Below are 14982 nucleotides of genomic sequence, written 5' to 3' on the forward strand. Positions count from 1 at the left end.
TGTCAGTTCTCCAGTGCGGCGAGGCCGGGGAGCGTCTTGCCCTCAAGGTATTCGAGGGAGGCGCCGCCGCCGGTCGAAATATGGCCGAAAGCATTCTCGTCGAAGCCCAGAATGCGGACTGCGGCGGCCGAGTCGCCCCCTCCGACGACGGTGAAGGCGGGCGAGTCGAGGAGCGCCTGGGCGACCGCCCTGGTGCCCTCGGCGTAGTCGGGGTGCTCGAAGACGCCCATGGGGCCGTTCCAGAACACGGTGGCGGCGTCGGCGAGCTTGGCCGCGTACAGCTCCTGGGAGGCGGGGCCGATGTCGAGGCCCATGCGGCCCTCGGGGATGGCGTCGGCGGCCACGGTCTCCGGGTGCGTCGGCGCCTTGGCCTTCAGGTCGGGGAACTCCGGGGCGACCAGCACGTCGACCGGGAGCACGAACTCCACGCCGCGCTCTTGCGCCCGCTTCAGGTACTCCTGCACGGCGGGCAGTTGGTCGTCCTGCAACAGGGAGCTGCCGGTGTCGTGGCCCTGCGCCTTGAGGAAGGTGAAGAGCATGCCACCGCCGATGACGATGCGGTCGGCCTTCTCCAGGAGGTGCCCGATGACGCCGAGCTTGTCGGAGACCTTGGCGCCGCCGAGGACCACGGTGTACGGGCGCTTGACGTCCTCGGTGAGCTTGCGCAGGACACCGACCTCGGTGGCGATCAGGTACCCGGCGTAGTGCGGGAGCCGGGCCGGCAGGTCGTACACGGAGGCGTGCCCCCGGTGCACGGCGCCGAAGCCGTCGCCCACGTAGACGTCGGCGAGGGCGGCGAGCCGGTCGGCGAACTCGCCGCGCTCGGTGTCGTCCTTGCTGATCTCGCCGGGGTTGAAGCGGAGGTTCTCGATCACGGCGACCTGGCCGGGCTGGAGGCCGTCCACGGCGTCGTGCGCGGCGGGACCCACGGTGTCCTGGGCGAACGCCACGGGGGCGCCGAGCAGTTCACCGAGCCGCTCGGCGGCGGGCAGCAGCGAGAAGGCCGGGTCGGGTGCGCCCTTGGGGCGTCCCAGATGCGAGGCGACGATCACCTTGGCGCCGGCGTCGACGAGGGCCCTGACGGTCGGCAGGACGGCGCGGATACGGCCGTCGTCGGTGATGACGCCGTCGGCGAGGGGGACGTTGAGGTCGGCGCGGACGAACACCCTCCGGCCCTCGACGCCTTCGCCGATGAGTTCATCGATGGTCTTCATTGCGTACGGCTCCTGAGTGGGGCGTGCGGTGGCTTGGGCGCCCGGCCGGTTCCCGCCGGGCGCGAAAAAGGGGTCCGGCGGCGCGGGGCGCGCCGTCGGACCCTCTCGTTCATACGGGCTGCCCGCCGTGGACGAACCGGGTCAGAGCTGGCCGCCGACGAAGACCGTCAGGTCCACGAGGCGGTTGGAGTAGCCCCACTCGTTGTCGTACCAGCCGATGATCTTCGCCTGGGTGCCCTCCGCCATGGTGAGCAGGGAGTCGAAGGTGCAGGAGGCCGGGGTGGAGACGATGTCCGAGGACACGATCGGGTCGGCGGTGTACACGAGCTGACCCTTCAGCTCGCCCTCGGCGGCCTTCTGGAACGCGGCGTTGACCTCGTCCTTGGTGACCTCGCGCTCCAGGGTGACGACCAGGTCGGTGACGGAGCCGGTCGGGACCGGGACGCGCATCGCGAGGCCGTCGAGCTTGCCCTTGAGCTGGGGCAGGACCAGCGCGGTGGCCTTGGCGGCGCCCGTGGTGGTCGGGATGATGTTCTCCGCGGCGGCGCGGGCGCGGCGCAGGTCCTTGTGCGGGAAGTCGAGGATGCGCTGATCGTTGGTGTACGCGTGCACCGTCGTCATCAGGCCCTTGACGATGCCGAAGTTCTCGTCGAGGACCTTGGCCATCGGCGCCACACAGTTGGTGGTGCAGGAGGCGTTGGAGATGACGTGGTGCTTGGCCGGGTCGTACTTGTCCTGGTTCACACCCATGACGATGGTGATGTCCTCCTCCTTGGCCGGAGCCGAGATGAGGACCTTCTTCGCGCCGCCCGCGAGGTGCTTGGCGGCGTCGTCGCGCTTGGTGAAGATGCCGGTGGACTCGACGACGATGTCGACGCCCAGGTCGCCCCAGGGGATGTCGGCCGGGTTGCGCTCGGCCAGCACCTTGAAGGTGCGCCCGCCCACCGAGATGGTGTCGGCGGTGTGCGACACCTCCTCCTTGAGCGTGCCGAGGATGGTGTCGTACTTCAGCAGATGCGCGGTGGTCGCGGTGTCACCCAGGTCGTTGACAGCCACGATCTCGATGTCTGCACCCTGCTCCAGCAGCGCGCGGAAGTAGTTACGACCGATGCGGCCAAAGCCGTTGATGCCTACGCGGATCGTCACGAACCGATCTCCTCGTTGGTACGCCGGGTTCGACGCCCGGCGAGTTCTATTGGGATGTCCCCGACCGTGTACGACCCTACCTCCCCGGGGCCTGCCGGGTGACACCGGAAGGGTCGCCCGTACCCCTGTATTCACGCCGTAGCGGGCCCCTGCCGCGGCGTGCCCCACCGGCGGCGGGGCACCTCACGGTCCTTCCATTCGACCTTTGCGGGGAGCCCCGCGCGGGGGTGGGCACCGCGCGTGCGGGTGCGCTCGGGGCGTGCGGCGGGGGCTCGCACGCCGGAGCCCGGCACACATGGGGGGCGGACCCGGGCCCGCCCCACCACCACCGCGGCTACACCGTCAGGTTGTCCGCCATCTCCTCGGTGAGGTTGGACTCGGTGCCGGGGATGCCGAGGTCCTGGGCCCGCTTGTCGGCCATGGCCAGCAGTCGGCGGATGCGGCCCGCCACCGCGTCCTTGGTGAGCGCCGGGTCGGCGAGCGCGCCCAGCTCCTCAAGGGACGCCTGCTTGTGCTCCATGCGCAGCCGCCCCGCGGCCGCCAGGTGCTCGGGCACCTCCTCGCCCAGGATCTCCAGCGCCCGCTGGACCCGGGCCCCTGCGGCCACCGCGGCCCGCGCGGACCTGCGGAGGTTGGCGTCGTCGAAGTTGGCGAGGCGGTTGGCGGTGGCCCGCACCTCGCGGCGCATCCTGCGCTCCTCCCAGGCGAGCACCGACTCATGGGCCCCGAGTCTGGTCAGCAGCGCGCCGATGGCGTCGCCGTCGCGCACCACGACCCGGTCCACGCCGCGCACCTCGCGGGCCTTCGCCGCGATCGACAGCCGCCGGGCGGCGCCGACGAGGGCGAGGGCCGCCTCGGGCCCCGGGCAGGTCACCTCAAGGGAGGAGGAGCGGCCCGGCTCGGTGAGCGAGCCATGGGCGAGGAACGCGCCCCGCCAGGCGGCCTCCGCGTCACAGGTGGCCCCCGAGACCACCTGCGGCGGAAGGCCCCGGATCGGGCGGCCCCTGCCGTCGACGAGCCCGGTCTGCCGGGCGAGCTGGTCGCCGCCCGCAACCACCCGTACGACGTAGCGCGAACCCCGGCGCAGCCCGCCGGGCGCCATGACGATCAGCTCGGAGTTGTGTCCGAAGATCTCCAGGATGTCCCGCTTGAGGCGGCGCGCCGCCATCGCCGTGTCCAGCTCCGCCTCGATCACGATGCGCCCGCTCACCAGGTGGAGCCCACCGGCGAACCGAAGGATCGACGAGACCTCCGCCTTCCTACAGCAGGTGCGGGTGACGGGGAGCCGGGAGATCTCGTCCTTCACCGCTGCCGTCATCGCCATGGGCCGATCCTTCCATGCATCCGGAAAATACGGTCGTACGCGGCGGCCAGCAGCTCGGGATCGTGCCTCGGGCTGCCGTCGGGCCTGGCCACGGGCGCCAGCTCGACCGTCGCGCCGAACCCCTGTGCGGCTTGGGCGAGCGAGTCGCTGTCGGGCACCGCGGCCTCGTCGGCCAGCACCACGTCCAGGGCGAGTTTAGGGGCGTGTCGTCCCAAAACCTCCAAATGACGCTGCGGTGAGAACCCGGGGGTTTCGCCCGCTTGCGGGGCGAGGTTCAGGGAGAGCACCAGGCGCGCCCTCGTCTCCATGAGCGCGTCGAGCAGGTGCGGTACGAGCAGGTGCGGGATCACCGAGGAGAACCAGGAGCCGGGGCCGAGCACCACCCAGTCGGCGTCCAGCACCGCGGCGACCGCCTCGGGCACGGCGGGCGGGTCGGCGGGCACCAGGTGCACCGACTGCACCTCGCCCGGGGTGAGGGCGACCGTTGCCTGGCCGCGCACGGTCTCGACGTCGGCCGGTCTGGCCGGGTCGTGGCCGCGGACCCTGGCCTGGAGTTCGAGCGGTACGGCCGACATCGGCAGCACCCGGCCGTGGGCGCCGAGCAGCTTGCCGACGAGGTCGAGGGCCTGGACGTGGTCGCCGAGCTGTTCCCAGAGGGCGACGATGAGCAGGTTGCCCACCGCGTGGCCGTGCATCTCGCCGCCCGACTTGAAGCGGTGCTGGATGACCCGGGCCCAGGTCTGGCCCCAGTCGTCGTCCCCGCAGAGCGCGGCGAGCGCCTTGCGCAGGTCGCCGGGCGGCAGCACGCCGAGTTCGTCGCGCAGCCGCCCGCTCGAACCGCCGTCGTCGGCGACGGTGACCACGGCGGTGAGGTCGCCCGTGATGCGGCGCAGCGCGGCGAGCGAGGCGGACAGGCCCATGCCGCCGCCGAGCGCGACCACCTTGGGCTGGGCGCCGCCCCGGGCCCTGGCCGCGAGGCCGGTGCGGGCGCTGCGCGGGGACGTGTCGCGGTGGCCGGGCAGTATGCCCCGGCGCAGCCGTCCGCGCCGCGATCTGGAGCCGCTCATTCGCGGCCCATGTCCCGGTGGACCACGACGGTCTCCACGCCCTCGGCCGAGAGCCTGGCGGCCAGCCGCTCCGAGACGGCGACGGAGCGGTGCTTGCCGCCGGTGCAGCCGACGGCGATGGTCACGTACCGCTTGCCCTCGCGCCGGTAGCCGGCCGCGATGAGCTGGAGGAGTTCGGCGTAGCGGTCGAGGAACTCCTTGGCGCCCGGCTGGTTGAAGACGTACGTGGCGACCTCCTCGTTGAGCCCGGTGAAGGGGCGCAGCTCGGGGACCCAGTGCGGGTTGGGCAGGAAGCGCATGTCGGCGACGAGGTCGGCGTCCACGGGCAGGCCGTACTTGAAGCCGAAGGACATGACGGTGGCCCGCAGCTCCGGCTCCTCGTCGCCCGCGAACTGGGCGTCCATCTTGGCGCGCAGCTCGTGGACGTTGAGGCTCGACGTGTCGATGACGAGGTCGGCGTCGCCGCGCAGCTCGCGCAGGAGCTGGCGCTCCGCGGCGATGCCGTCGACGATGCGGCCGTCGCCCTGGAGGGGGTGCGGGCGGCGCACCGACTCGAAGCGGCGGACGAGGGCGTCGTCGGAGGACTCCAGAAAGACGATTCTGCGCTTCACCTGGCGGGCGTCGAGGTCGGCCAGCGACTCCCGGAGGTTGTCGAAGAACCGGCCGCCGCGCACGTCGACGACGACGGCGATCCTGGCCACGTTGCCCTGGGAGCGCGCCCCCAGTTCGACCATGGTGGGGATCAGCGCGGGCGGCAGGTTGTCCACGACGAACCAGCCGAGGTCTTCGAGGTACTTCGCGGCGGTGGAGCGCCCCGCGCCGGACATCCCGGAGATGATCACCAACTCCGGGATCGGGGGTTCGGTGGTCTGGGGGCTGTCCGGGGGACTGGCGGTGCTCACGTGTGCTCCGTGTTCCTGCTGGTCGGGCGGCATGTCCGGGGAGGCGTCCATGGTCGGCGCCGGTGGCTGGTGCGGTCCTGCCCTGCCGTGCGCGCCGCCGGGCGCGCCGTCCCTCTCATTGTGCGCGCCGGGACCGCCGAGTGCGCCGCGAGTGCCCGGCGGCGGGGGGCGCTCGGGGGCGGCGGGGGATCGCGCGGGCCCGGGGGCGTGGGGCGTGCCGGTTCTCGGGGGGTCCTGGGGGTCCTGTGGGTCCTGGGCCCGGGCGTCGCTCATGTGTCGCGCTCCGCCCGCTCGTCGGGGCCGCCCGCGGGGACGCGCTCGTCGTCGTCCAGGATCTCCCCTGTCGCGGTGTTGACGGCCGGGGCGGCCGGGGCGGCGGTGGCGAAGGCGGCGGCGATGGACTCCGCGGTCTTGCGGCCCACCCCCGGCACCTCGCAGATGTCGTCGATGGTCGCCGCCCTGAGCTTCTTCACCGAGCCGAAGTGCTTGATCAGGGCCTGCTTGCGGGTCTCGCCGAGGCCCGGCACGTCGTCGAGCGGGCCCGCCCTGAAGCGCTTGGCCCTGCGGTTGCGCTGGTAGGTGATGGCGAAGCGGTGTGCCTCGTCGCGCACCCGCTGGAGCATGTAGAGGCCCTCGCTGCTGCGGGGCAGCACCACCGGGTCCTCCTCCCCCGGCACCCAGACCTCTTCGAGGCGCTTGGCGAGGCCGCAGACCGCGATGTCGTCTATGCCCAGCTCGTCGAGGGCCCGGCGGGCGGCCGCGACCTGCGGCTTCCCGCCGTCGACGACGACGAGCTGGGGCGGGTACGCGAACCGCCTGGGGCGGCCGTCCTCGTCGACGAGGCCGCCGGACGCCGTGTCCTCGGCGGTGTCCGCGGGGGGCGCGCCCGCGGTGTCGGCCGGTGGTGCGTCGGGGGTCTCCGGGCCGCCGTCGCCGTCCTCGCCGCCGGGCCACTCGCCGGTCTTCTCCTGCTCGGCGAGGTAGCGGCGGAAGCGGCGGGTGATGACCTCGTGCATGGAGCGCACGTCGTCCTGGCCCTGCCCGTGCCAGAGCTGGGTGTCGCCGGCCCGGCCCTTGATCTGGAAGCGGCGGTACTCGCCCTTGCGGGAGAGCCCGTCCTCGAAGACGACCATGGACGCCACGACGTCGTCGCCGTGGAGGTGGGAGATGTCGTAGCACTCGATGCGCAGCGGGGCGCTGTCCAGTTCGAGCGCGACGGCGATCTCCTCAAGGGCGCGGGAGCGTGTGGTCAGATCGGAGGCGCGCTTGGTCTTGTGCAGGGCGAGTGCCTGCTGGGCGTTGCGCTCGACGGTCTCCATCAGGGCGCGCTTGTCGCCGCGCTGCGGCACCCGCAGCGACACCTGGGAGCCCCTGCGCCCGCTGAGCCAGTCCTGTACGGGGGCGACGGGCTCGGGCAGCGCGGGCACCAGGACCTCCTTGGGCACCGCGTCCCCTGTCTCCTCCGCGTACAACTGCTGGAGGGCGAGTTCGACGAGGTCGCCGGTGGTGACGGCGGCGACCTTGTCGGTGACCCAGCCGCGCTGGCCGCGCACCCGGCCGCCGCGGACGTGGAAGATCTGCACCGCGGCCTCCAACTCGTCCTCGGCGAGCGCGATCAGATCGGCGTCGGTGGCGTCGGCGAGGACGACGGCGCTCTTCTCCATCGCCTTCCTGAGCGCCCCGATGTCGTCGCGCAGCCGGGCCGCCCGCTCGTACTCCATCTCCTCGGCCGCCTCGTTCATCCGCTGTTCGAGGCGGCGCAGATAGGTGCCGGTGCGCCCGGCCATGAAGTCGCAGAACTCCTCGGCGAGGTCGTGGTGGTCCTGCGCGGAGATCCGCTCGACGCAGGGCGCCGAGCACTTGCCGATGTAACCCAGCAGGCAGGGGCGGCCGGTGCGGGAGGCGTTCTTGAACACCCCGGCGGAGCAGGTGCGTACGGGGAAGACCCGCAGCAGCAGGTCGACGGTGTCCCGGATCGCCCAGGCGTGCCCGTAGGGGCCGAAGTACCGCACGCCCTTGCGCTTCTGGCCGCGCATCACCTGGACGCGGGGGAACTCCTCGTTCATGGTCACCGCGAGGTACGGATAGCTCTTGTCGTCGCGGTACTTGACGTTGAACCGGGGGTCGTACTCCTTGATCCAGGAGTATTCGAGCTGGAGCGCCTCGACCTCCGTGGTGACCACGGTCCACTCCACCGAGGCGGCCGTGGTGACCATGGTGCGGGTGCGCGGGTGGAGGCCCGCGAGGTCCTGGAAGTAGTTCGCGAGGCGCTGGCGCAGGCTCTTCGCCTTGCCGACGTAGATCACCCTGCGGTGCTCGTCACGGAACCTGTAGACCCCCGGCGAGTCGGGGATCTGTCCCGGCTTGGGGCGGTAGCTGGAGGGGTCTGCCATCGATAGTCAGGGGTGCGCCGTGCCTGCCACGGGCCCGACTCCCCATCCCCCTTTCGGTTCGTACGTGCCATTGTCCTGCATCCGGCGCGCCGGTGATCTCGTGACACGGCCCGCCGCTCACGCCCGACAAGATCGGATACGTCGCACCATCCCATCATGGCCGCCGGGCCCCGTACCCCCCGCGGCGGGCCGGTCACCCGGACCGCGCCGCCGCGTGTCCCGAAGTCGCCGCCCCCGGCGCCCGTGACGGACGGCCACCGGCCGAACACCCGGGCCGCGCCCGGAGGATGCGGCCCGCCCTGCCGGTGCGCGGAAGCGGCGCGGACCATGCCGTCGGGGCCGGTCACCCGGGCCGCGCGGTCCGGGGGAAGGGGCGTTCTCCGAACCCCGGAGCCTAGCACGGGCGGTCCCCAGGGCGGCCGTGTCCGCGGGCGCGGCGGGGCGGTGTTCCGGGGGTGCGCCGGGCGGTGTGCGGGGTGCGTCCCGGGGGCCTCGGGGGACGGCGCGCGGCGGTGCGCCGGGGTCGCGGTGGGGCTCCGCGCCGCCTCCGTGCGCCCCCTGGGGCCGGTGGCCCGGCGGGCGCCGCCCGTTTCCCCCGTGGGCCGTGGGTGAGCGGGGGGCGGGCGCGGGGCGGCCGGGCGCGTCTCGGCGGCGCCCCGGTGACGGTCTGCGGCAGGGGCATTGTCCCCCACGGGTGTACGCGATTGAATGCGGGGTCACCAGGGGCCACAGGCGAGCCGCCCGTCCCGCCGTCGGCCATGTCCACGTCCGCCCCGCACGGCCCGGGCCGCCGGTCACCCCGTGGCGGCATCGGGCGGGCCGAAACGTTACGGCCTGGCGGTGCGCTCCGCCGTGGAGGCCGCCCGCACCCCTCACAGAGAGGCTTCCGCATGCCGTACGGAACACCGGTCATGGCGGCCGCCCCCGCGGAACTCGCGGTGGCGCTGCGCCGCGGGCCTTTCCATGTCGCGCTGCGCGCGGCGATCGCCGCGCGCGGCCTCTCCCTCCAGCGGGTACAGCACCATCTGGCCAGACGGGGCGTCAACGTGGGCGTGACCAGCCTGAGTTACTGGCAGCAGGGGGCGAGGCGGCCGCGCCGTGACGAGTCGCTGCGGGCGGTGCGGGCGCTGGAGGAGATTTTGCAGCTCCCGGGCGAGTCCCTGATCAGGCTGCTGTCGGGGCCGCCCGCGGGGGCGGGTTTAAGACGCCCGATGGCGGCACGCTTCCCCAGCAGGATTCGCGGGCCGCTCGAAGAGCTGCTGACGGAGCTTGAGTCGCCGTTCGACGGGGCGCTCGGCAGCATCGGGCACCATGAGCGCGTCAGGATCGGGGCGCACCGCGAACTGCTCGCCGTGGACTCCCAGCTCGTCGTCCGCGCCCATACCCCGGGGGTGGACCGCTATGTGGCGGTGCACCACGGCGACCCCGGCTGCGCCCCCGAGCAGATGTCCGTGCACGCGCTGGAGAACTGCCGCACCGGGCGGGTGCGCAGGCACCGGGAGACGGGGGTGCTCGTCGCGGAGCTGCTTTTCGACACCCGGCTGCGCACGGGTGAGACCCATGTCTTCCGCTTCGCCTTCGAGGACGGCACCGCGGGCGCCACGGGCGAGTACAGCAGGGGCTTCGGCCTCGGCGGCGGCCAGTACGTGCTCCAGGTGAGGTTCGCCGAGGAGGCCGTGCCGCTGCGCTGCCACCGCTTCTCCCAGCGGCCCGCGGCCACGGCGCCGAGCGGGCTGCGGGAGCTGCGCCTGAGCCGTGGCCACCGCTGTGTCCATCTGGTGGAGCCCGAGGTGCGGGCGGGGCATCTGGGCATCCGCTGGGACTGGGTCTGACGCGGGGTTCCCGAGGGGCAGGGCAGGGATCTGCGGCCCGCCGCCGGGTGCCAGGAGTGCCGGGGCGCGGGACCCCGTGGTGGGGGCCCGGGCAGGCTCCGTATCTTGTGGGTCCGGTGGGCGTCCTCCGGGGCCGGTGGCTCCTTTCCCCGAGTGCCGCGAGGCGCCCGCCGTTTCCGTGCCGACGGGTGAGAGGAAGCGTGTGGTGATCGTCGTCGCAGGTGAGGCCCTGATCGATCTGGTGCCGGAGGCGGCCGGGGCGCTGGCCGCGCTGTCGCCGCGGCTGGGCGGTGGGCCGTACAACACGGCGGTGGCCCTGGGGCGTCTCGGCGTGCCGACGGCGTTCTGCTCCCGGGTCTCGGACGACGCGTTCGGCGCCGCCCTGCTGGCGGGGCTGCGGACGGAGGGGGTGGACGTGTCGGGGGTGCAGCGGGGGCCCGAGCCGACGACGCTGGCGGTGGCCACGCTCGACGAGGGGGGTTCCGCGGGCTACTCCTTCTATGTGGAGGGCACGGCCGACCGGCTCTTCTCGGTGCCCGCGAAGCTTCCCGACGCGGTGGGGGCGATCTCCTTCGGTACGTGTTCGCTGGTGCTGGAGCCGGGCGCGAGCGCCTACGAGGAGCTGATGCGCTCGGCCTCGGGCGAGGGTGTCTTCACGGCCCTCGATCCGAACATCCGCGCCGGGCTGATCGCGGACGCCGACGCCTACCGGGCCCGCTTCCGCGCCTGGCTGCCGTATGTGGCGCTGCTGAAGCTGTCCGAGGAGGACGCCGCCTGGCTCGGCGGCTCCCCCGAGGAGTGGCTGGCGTCCGGTCCCTCCGCGGTCGTGATGACGCATGGCGGGGAGGGCCTGAGCGTCACCACCGGGCGGGGCCGGTTCACGGTGCCAGGGGTGCCGGTGCGGGTGGCCGACACGATCGGCGCCGGGGACACCGTCAACGCGGCCCTGCTCGCCGCCCTCTCCCGCCGGGACGCGCTGTCACCCGCGGCGATGGCGGCGCTGGACGAGGCGGCCTGGTCGGACATCCTCGGCTACGCCGCCCGCGCCGCCGCCGTCACCTGCTCACGCCCCGGCGCCCAGCCCCCGTACGCCTCAGAGCTGGAGTGACGGCCGAGCCCCGACGGCCCGCCCCGGCGCCTCCCGACCGCGCCCCGGAGGTACGGAGCCGGGCGGGCCGGGGTCCGGGGCCGCCCGGCGCGGTGGACGGGCGGCTCCGGGGGGTCAGGCGCGGCGCCTGCCTCCCGCGGTGGCGCGGCTGCGCTGCTTCGGGGCACGGCGCTTGACCGGGGCCGCGTCGCTGATGCGGTCCGGGTCGAGGATGTCCCGCAGGAACTTGCCGGTGTGGCTGGCAGGAACCCCCGCGACCTGCTCTGGGGTGCCCTCGGCGATGACGAGCCCGCCGCCGTTGCCCCCCTCGGGGCCCATGTCGACGACCCAGTCGGCGGTCTTGATCACGTCGAGGTTGTGCTCGATGACGATGACCGTGTTGCCCTTGTCGACCAGCCCGGAGAGCACCGTGATCAGCTTGCTGATGTCCTCGAAGTGGAGCCCGGTGGTGGGCTCGTCGAGGACGTAGACGGTGCTTCCCGTGGAGCGCTTCTGCAACTCGCTGGCGAGCTTGACGCGCTGTGCCTCGCCGCCCGACAGGGTGGGCGCGGGCTGCCCGAGCCGCACATAGCCGAGGCCGACGTCGTTGAGCGTCCTGAGGTGGCGGGCGATGGCGGGGACCGCCTCGAAGAAGGCCAGGGCCTCCTCGATCGGCATGTCGAGCACCTCGGAGATGGACTTGCCCTTGTAGTGGACCTCCAGGGTCTCCCTGTTGTACCGCGCGCCGTGGCAGACCTCGCACGGGACGTAGACGTCGGGGAGGAAGTTCATCTCGATCTTGATCGTGCCGTCGCCCGAGCAGTTCTCGCAGCGGCCGCCCTTCACGTTGAAGGAGAACCGGCCCGGCTGGTAGCCGCGGACCTTGGCCTCGGTGGTCTCCGCGAAGAGCCTGCGTACGTGGTCGAAGACGCCCGTGTACGTGGCCGGGTTGGAGCGGGGGGTGCGGCCGATGGGCGACTGGTCGACATGGACGACCTTGTCCACGAGGTCGTCGCCTTCGACCCTGGTGTGCCTGCCGGGGACGTTGCGTGCGCCGTTCAGCTCCCTGGCCAGGTGGGTGTAGAGGATGTCGTTGACCAGGGTGGACTTGCCGGAGCCCGAGACCCCGGTGACGGCGGTGAGGACGCCGAGGGGGAACGAGACGTCGATGTCCTGGAGGTTGTTCTCCCGGGCGCCGTGCACGGTGAGCCTGCGCCCGGGGTCGCTCGGCCTGCGGGTGTCGGGCAGCGGGATGGCCCGCTTGCCCGCGAGGTACTGGCCGGTGATCGACTCCTCGTTGCCGATGAGTTCCTTCAGGGAGCCGCTGTGGACGACCTTGCCGCCGTGCTCACCGGCTCCGGGGCCGATGTCGACGACCCAGTCGGCGACCTTGATGGTGTCCTCGTCGTGCTCCACCACGATCAGGGTGTTGCCCATGTCGCGGAGCCTGACAAGGGTCTCGATAAGCCGGTGGTTGTCCCGCTGGTGCAGCCCGATCGAGGGCTCGTCCAGCACGTAGAGCACGCCGACGAGCCCGGAGCCGATCTGGGTGGCCAGCCGGATGCGCTGCGCCTCGCCGCCCGAGAGGGTGCCCGCTGCGCGGTTGAGGGAGAGGTAGTCGAGGCCGACGTCGACGAGGAAGCGCAGGCGTTCGTTGACCTCCTTGAGGACGCGCTCGGCGATCTTCTTGTCGCGGGCGCCCAGCCGCATGGCGCCGAGGAAGTCCGCGCAGTCGCTGATCGACATCGCGGAGACCTCCGCGATGGACCTGCCCTCGACCGTCACCGCAAGCACGATCGGCTTGAGCCTGGTGCCCTCGCAGGTGGGGCAGGGCACCTCGCGCATATAGCCCTCGAAGCGCTCGCGGCTCGCGTCGCTCTCCGCCTCGCTGTGGCGCCGCTTGACGAAGGGCACCGCGCCCTCGAAGGGGGTGGTGTAGACCCGCTCGCGGCCGTAGCGGTTGCGGTAGCGGACCTCGATCTGGGTCTTGTGGCCCTGGAGCAGGGCCTTCTTCGCGCGCTGCGGGAGTCCGGCGAAGGGGATGTCGGTACGGAAGCCGAGCGCGTCGGCGAGGGCGCCGACGAGGCGGCCGAAGTAGTCCTTGGTGTGCCCGTGGGACCAGGGGTGGATGGCGCCCTCGTCGAGGGACTTCTCCTGGTCGGGGACGATCAGCTCGGGGTCGACCTCCATACGCGTGCCGATGCCGGTGCAGTCGGGGCAGGCGCCGAAGGGAGAGTTGAAGGAGAAGGAGCGGGGCTCCAGCTCCTCGAAGGAGAGGTCGTCGTACGGGCAGTAGAGGTGCTCCGAGTACATGCGCTCGCGCTCGGGGTCGTCCTCCGCGAGGTCCACGAAGTCGAGCACGACCATGCCGCCGGAGAGCCCGAGCGCGGTCTCCACGGAGTCCGTCAGCCGGCGCTTGGCGCCGCTCTTCACGGTGAGGCGGTCGACGACCACCTCGACGGTGTGCTTCTCCTGTTTCTTCAGCTTCGGCGGCTCGGAGAGCTGAATCGTGTCGCCGTCGACCCGGGCGCGGCTGTAGCCCTTGGTCTGGAGGTCGGAGAACAGGTCGACGAACTCCCCCTTGCGCTCCCGCACCAGCGGGGAGAGCACCTGGAAGCGGCTGCCCTCGGGCAGCTCAAGCACCTTGTCGACGATGGCCTGCGGGGACTGCCGGGTGATGGGCCTGCCGCACTCCGGGCAGTGCGGCTTGCCGATGCGGGCGAAGAGCAGCCTCAGATAGTCGTAGACCTCGGTGATCGTGCCGACCGTGGAGCGCGGGTTGCGCGAGGTGGACTTCTGGTCGATGGAGACCGCAGGGGACAGTCCCTCGATGAAGTCGACGTCGGGCTTGTCCATCTGCCCGAGGAACTGGCGGGCGTACGAGGACAGGGACTCGACATAGCGCCGCTGGCCCTCGGCGAAGATCGTGTCGAAAGCGAGCGAGGACTTGCCCGAGCCCGAGAGACCCGTGAAGACGATGAGCGCGTCACGCGGAAGGTCGAGCGAGACATTTCGCAGGTTGTGCTCGCGCGCGCCACGGACGATGAGACGGTCGGCCACGCCGGTCCGCACCTTTCTTGAGAGAAGCGACAGGGGCGGGGCCCCCGTCGTCCTCAGACTATGGGGAGCCGCCGTCAGCGGTGGGCGGTTTTACCCGCGCGGGGCGCTGTGGGCGCACTGCCCTCCGCACACCCCGGACTGTCAATGATGCCCGATGCCGCCACCGACTCTATAGCACGTACATTCGATTACCGTCCTTGGTAAAGGAGCTTCACCCGAACGTGTGGCCCAGCTATCTTCGGCCCCATGGTTGATCACGTTCACGACCTGGAATCCCTCCGTACGGCGACGGAACGGCTGCTCAGCGCTGCCGAGGCACTGGGCGACGAGGATGTGGCGGGCGCCTCGCTGCTGCCCGGCTGGACCCGGGGCCATCTGCTGGCGCACCTGGCGAGGAACGCGGACGCGCTGGTGGAGGTGCTCGCCGGGCGCCCCATGTACGCGAGCCCCGAGGCCAGGGACTCGGACATCGCGCGCGACGCCCCGAGAGGCGCCGCCGCCCAGCTCCTGGACCTCCGGGAGAGCGCGGAGCGCTTCGCCGCGGCGGCCGCGGCGCCGGGCGACTGGTCGCGCACGGTGGAGCTGCGCAACGGCGTGCAGGACACCGCGGCCCGGGTGCCCTTCCGCCGGCTCGTCGAGGTCGAGCTGCACCATGTCGACCTCGGGACCGGGTACCGGCTCGAAGACCTTCCCGGGGAGTTCGTCCTGCGGGAGATCGCGTTCCTCACGGAGCGCTTCGCGGGGCATCCCGACGTGCCCCCGCTCACCGTCTCGGTGGCCGGGGCGGGCGAGTGGCGGACCGGCCGGAAGGACGGCGGCACCGTCACCGTCGCGGGGCCGCCCGCCGATGTCGTCGGCTGGCTCTCCGGGCGCCGCGACGGCGCGCTGCTGCACGTGTCCGCCGGGGCGCTGCCCGCGCTGCCGCCCCTGTAGGAGCGGGCGCCCCCGGCCGCCGCG

The 14982-nt window shown here is 72.5% G+C and carries 10 protein-coding genes; 3 read left to right on the forward strand and 7 right to left on the reverse strand.

All coding sequences use genetic code 11. The features are described from left to right. Positions 1 to 2: 2 nt before the first annotated feature. From ACIBIW_RS14925 to uvrC, 6 genes are all read right to left on the reverse strand, one after another. Positions 3 to 1214 (reverse strand): phosphoglycerate kinase, encoded by a 1212-nt coding sequence (locus ACIBIW_RS14925; RefSeq protein ID WP_399335946.1) that lies wholly within the window; start codon positions 1212 to 1214, stop codon positions 3 to 5. A gap of 141 nt (positions 1215 to 1355) precedes the next feature. Further along, the gene (gene gap, locus ACIBIW_RS14930) at positions 1356 to 2360 is read right to left on the reverse strand and encodes a type I glyceraldehyde-3-phosphate dehydrogenase (protein WP_399335948.1); all 1005 of its coding nucleotides are present in this window, start codon (positions 2358 to 2360) and stop codon (positions 1356 to 1358) included. A gap of 334 nt (positions 2361 to 2694) precedes the next feature. Next, positions 2695 to 3684: a DNA-binding protein WhiA gene (gene whiA, locus ACIBIW_RS14935; protein WP_399335950.1), complete on the reverse strand. Its 990-nt coding sequence runs from the start codon at positions 3682 to 3684 to the stop codon at positions 2695 to 2697. Further along, on the reverse strand, positions 3675 to 4751 hold the full coding sequence (gene yvcK / locus ACIBIW_RS14940) for a uridine diphosphate-N-acetylglucosamine-binding protein YvcK (RefSeq protein WP_399335953.1): 1077 nt from the start codon (positions 4749 to 4751) through the stop codon (positions 3675 to 3677). The genes whiA and yvcK overlap by 10 nt, the downstream gene beginning before the upstream one ends. Further along, entirely contained in the window at positions 4748 to 5704 is a 957-nt protein-coding gene (rapZ, locus tag ACIBIW_RS14945) for an RNase adapter RapZ (protein WP_399335955.1), read from the reverse strand. Before rapZ ends, yvcK begins: the two co-directional genes overlap by 4 nt. Before the next feature lie 218 nt (positions 5705 to 5922). Further along, complete coding sequence (gene uvrC, locus ACIBIW_RS14950) at positions 5923 to 8046, reverse strand: excinuclease ABC subunit UvrC (protein ID WP_399335957.1); 2124 nt, start codon at positions 8044 to 8046, stop codon at positions 5923 to 5925. Between the two features lie 890 nt (positions 8047 to 8936). On the opposite strand from uvrC, the gene ACIBIW_RS14955 reads away from it, so the two are divergent. Further along, entirely contained in the window at positions 8937 to 9878 is a 942-nt protein-coding gene (locus ACIBIW_RS14955) for a hypothetical protein (protein WP_399335959.1), read from the forward strand. 205 nt (positions 9879 to 10083) lie between these two features. Continuing rightward, positions 10084 to 10986 carry a carbohydrate kinase gene (locus tag ACIBIW_RS14960; RefSeq protein ID WP_399335961.1) on the forward strand — a complete coding sequence of 301 codons (903 nt, stop codon included), beginning with the start codon at positions 10084 to 10086 and terminating at the stop codon, positions 10984 to 10986. Positions 10987 to 11100: 114 nt separating this feature from the next. Here ACIBIW_RS14960 and uvrA read toward each other — a convergent pair whose 3' ends face one another. Continuing rightward, positions 11101 to 14037, reverse strand: a complete 2937-nt coding sequence (gene uvrA / locus ACIBIW_RS14965) for an excinuclease ABC subunit UvrA (protein ID WP_399335963.1) — start codon at positions 14035 to 14037, stop codon at positions 11101 to 11103. A gap of 234 nt (positions 14038 to 14271) precedes the next feature. Between uvrA and ACIBIW_RS14970 the strand changes: the two genes are divergently transcribed. Continuing rightward, on the forward strand, positions 14272 to 14958 hold the full coding sequence (locus ACIBIW_RS14970; RefSeq protein WP_399335965.1) for a maleylpyruvate isomerase family mycothiol-dependent enzyme: 687 nt from the start codon (positions 14272 to 14274) through the stop codon (positions 14956 to 14958). Positions 14959 to 14982 lie beyond the last annotated feature (24 nt).

This window comes from Streptomyces sp. NPDC050560, assembly GCF_044457285.1.
Classification (GTDB): Bacteria; Actinomycetota; Actinomycetes; order Streptomycetales; family Streptomycetaceae; genus Streptomyces.

Bases quoted from the DNA above. Each gene is read 5' to 3' on its own strand.
- ACIBIW_RS14970 (WP_399335965.1), top strand. From the start codon at position 14,272: ATGGTTGATCACGTTCACGACCTGGAATCCCTCCGTACGGCGACGGAA.
- whiA (WP_399335950.1), bottom strand. From the start codon at position 3,684: ATGGCGATGACGGCAGCGGTGAAGGACGAGATCTCCCGGCTCCCCGTC.
- ACIBIW_RS14925 (WP_399335946.1), bottom strand. From the start codon at position 1,214: ATGAAGACCATCGATGAACTCATCGGCGAAGGCGTCGAGGGCCGGAGG.
- uvrC (WP_399335957.1), bottom strand. From the start codon at position 8,046: ATGGCAGACCCCTCCAGCTACCGCCCCAAGCCGGGACAGATCCCCGAC.
- yvcK (WP_399335953.1), bottom strand. From the start codon at position 4,751: ATGAGCGGCTCCAGATCGCGGCGCGGACGGCTGCGCCGGGGCATACTG.
- ACIBIW_RS14955 (WP_399335959.1), top strand. From the start codon at position 8,937: ATGCCGTACGGAACACCGGTCATGGCGGCCGCCCCCGCGGAACTCGCG.
- rapZ (WP_399335955.1), bottom strand. From the start codon at position 5,704: ATGGACGCCTCCCCGGACATGCCGCCCGACCAGCAGGAACACGGAGCA.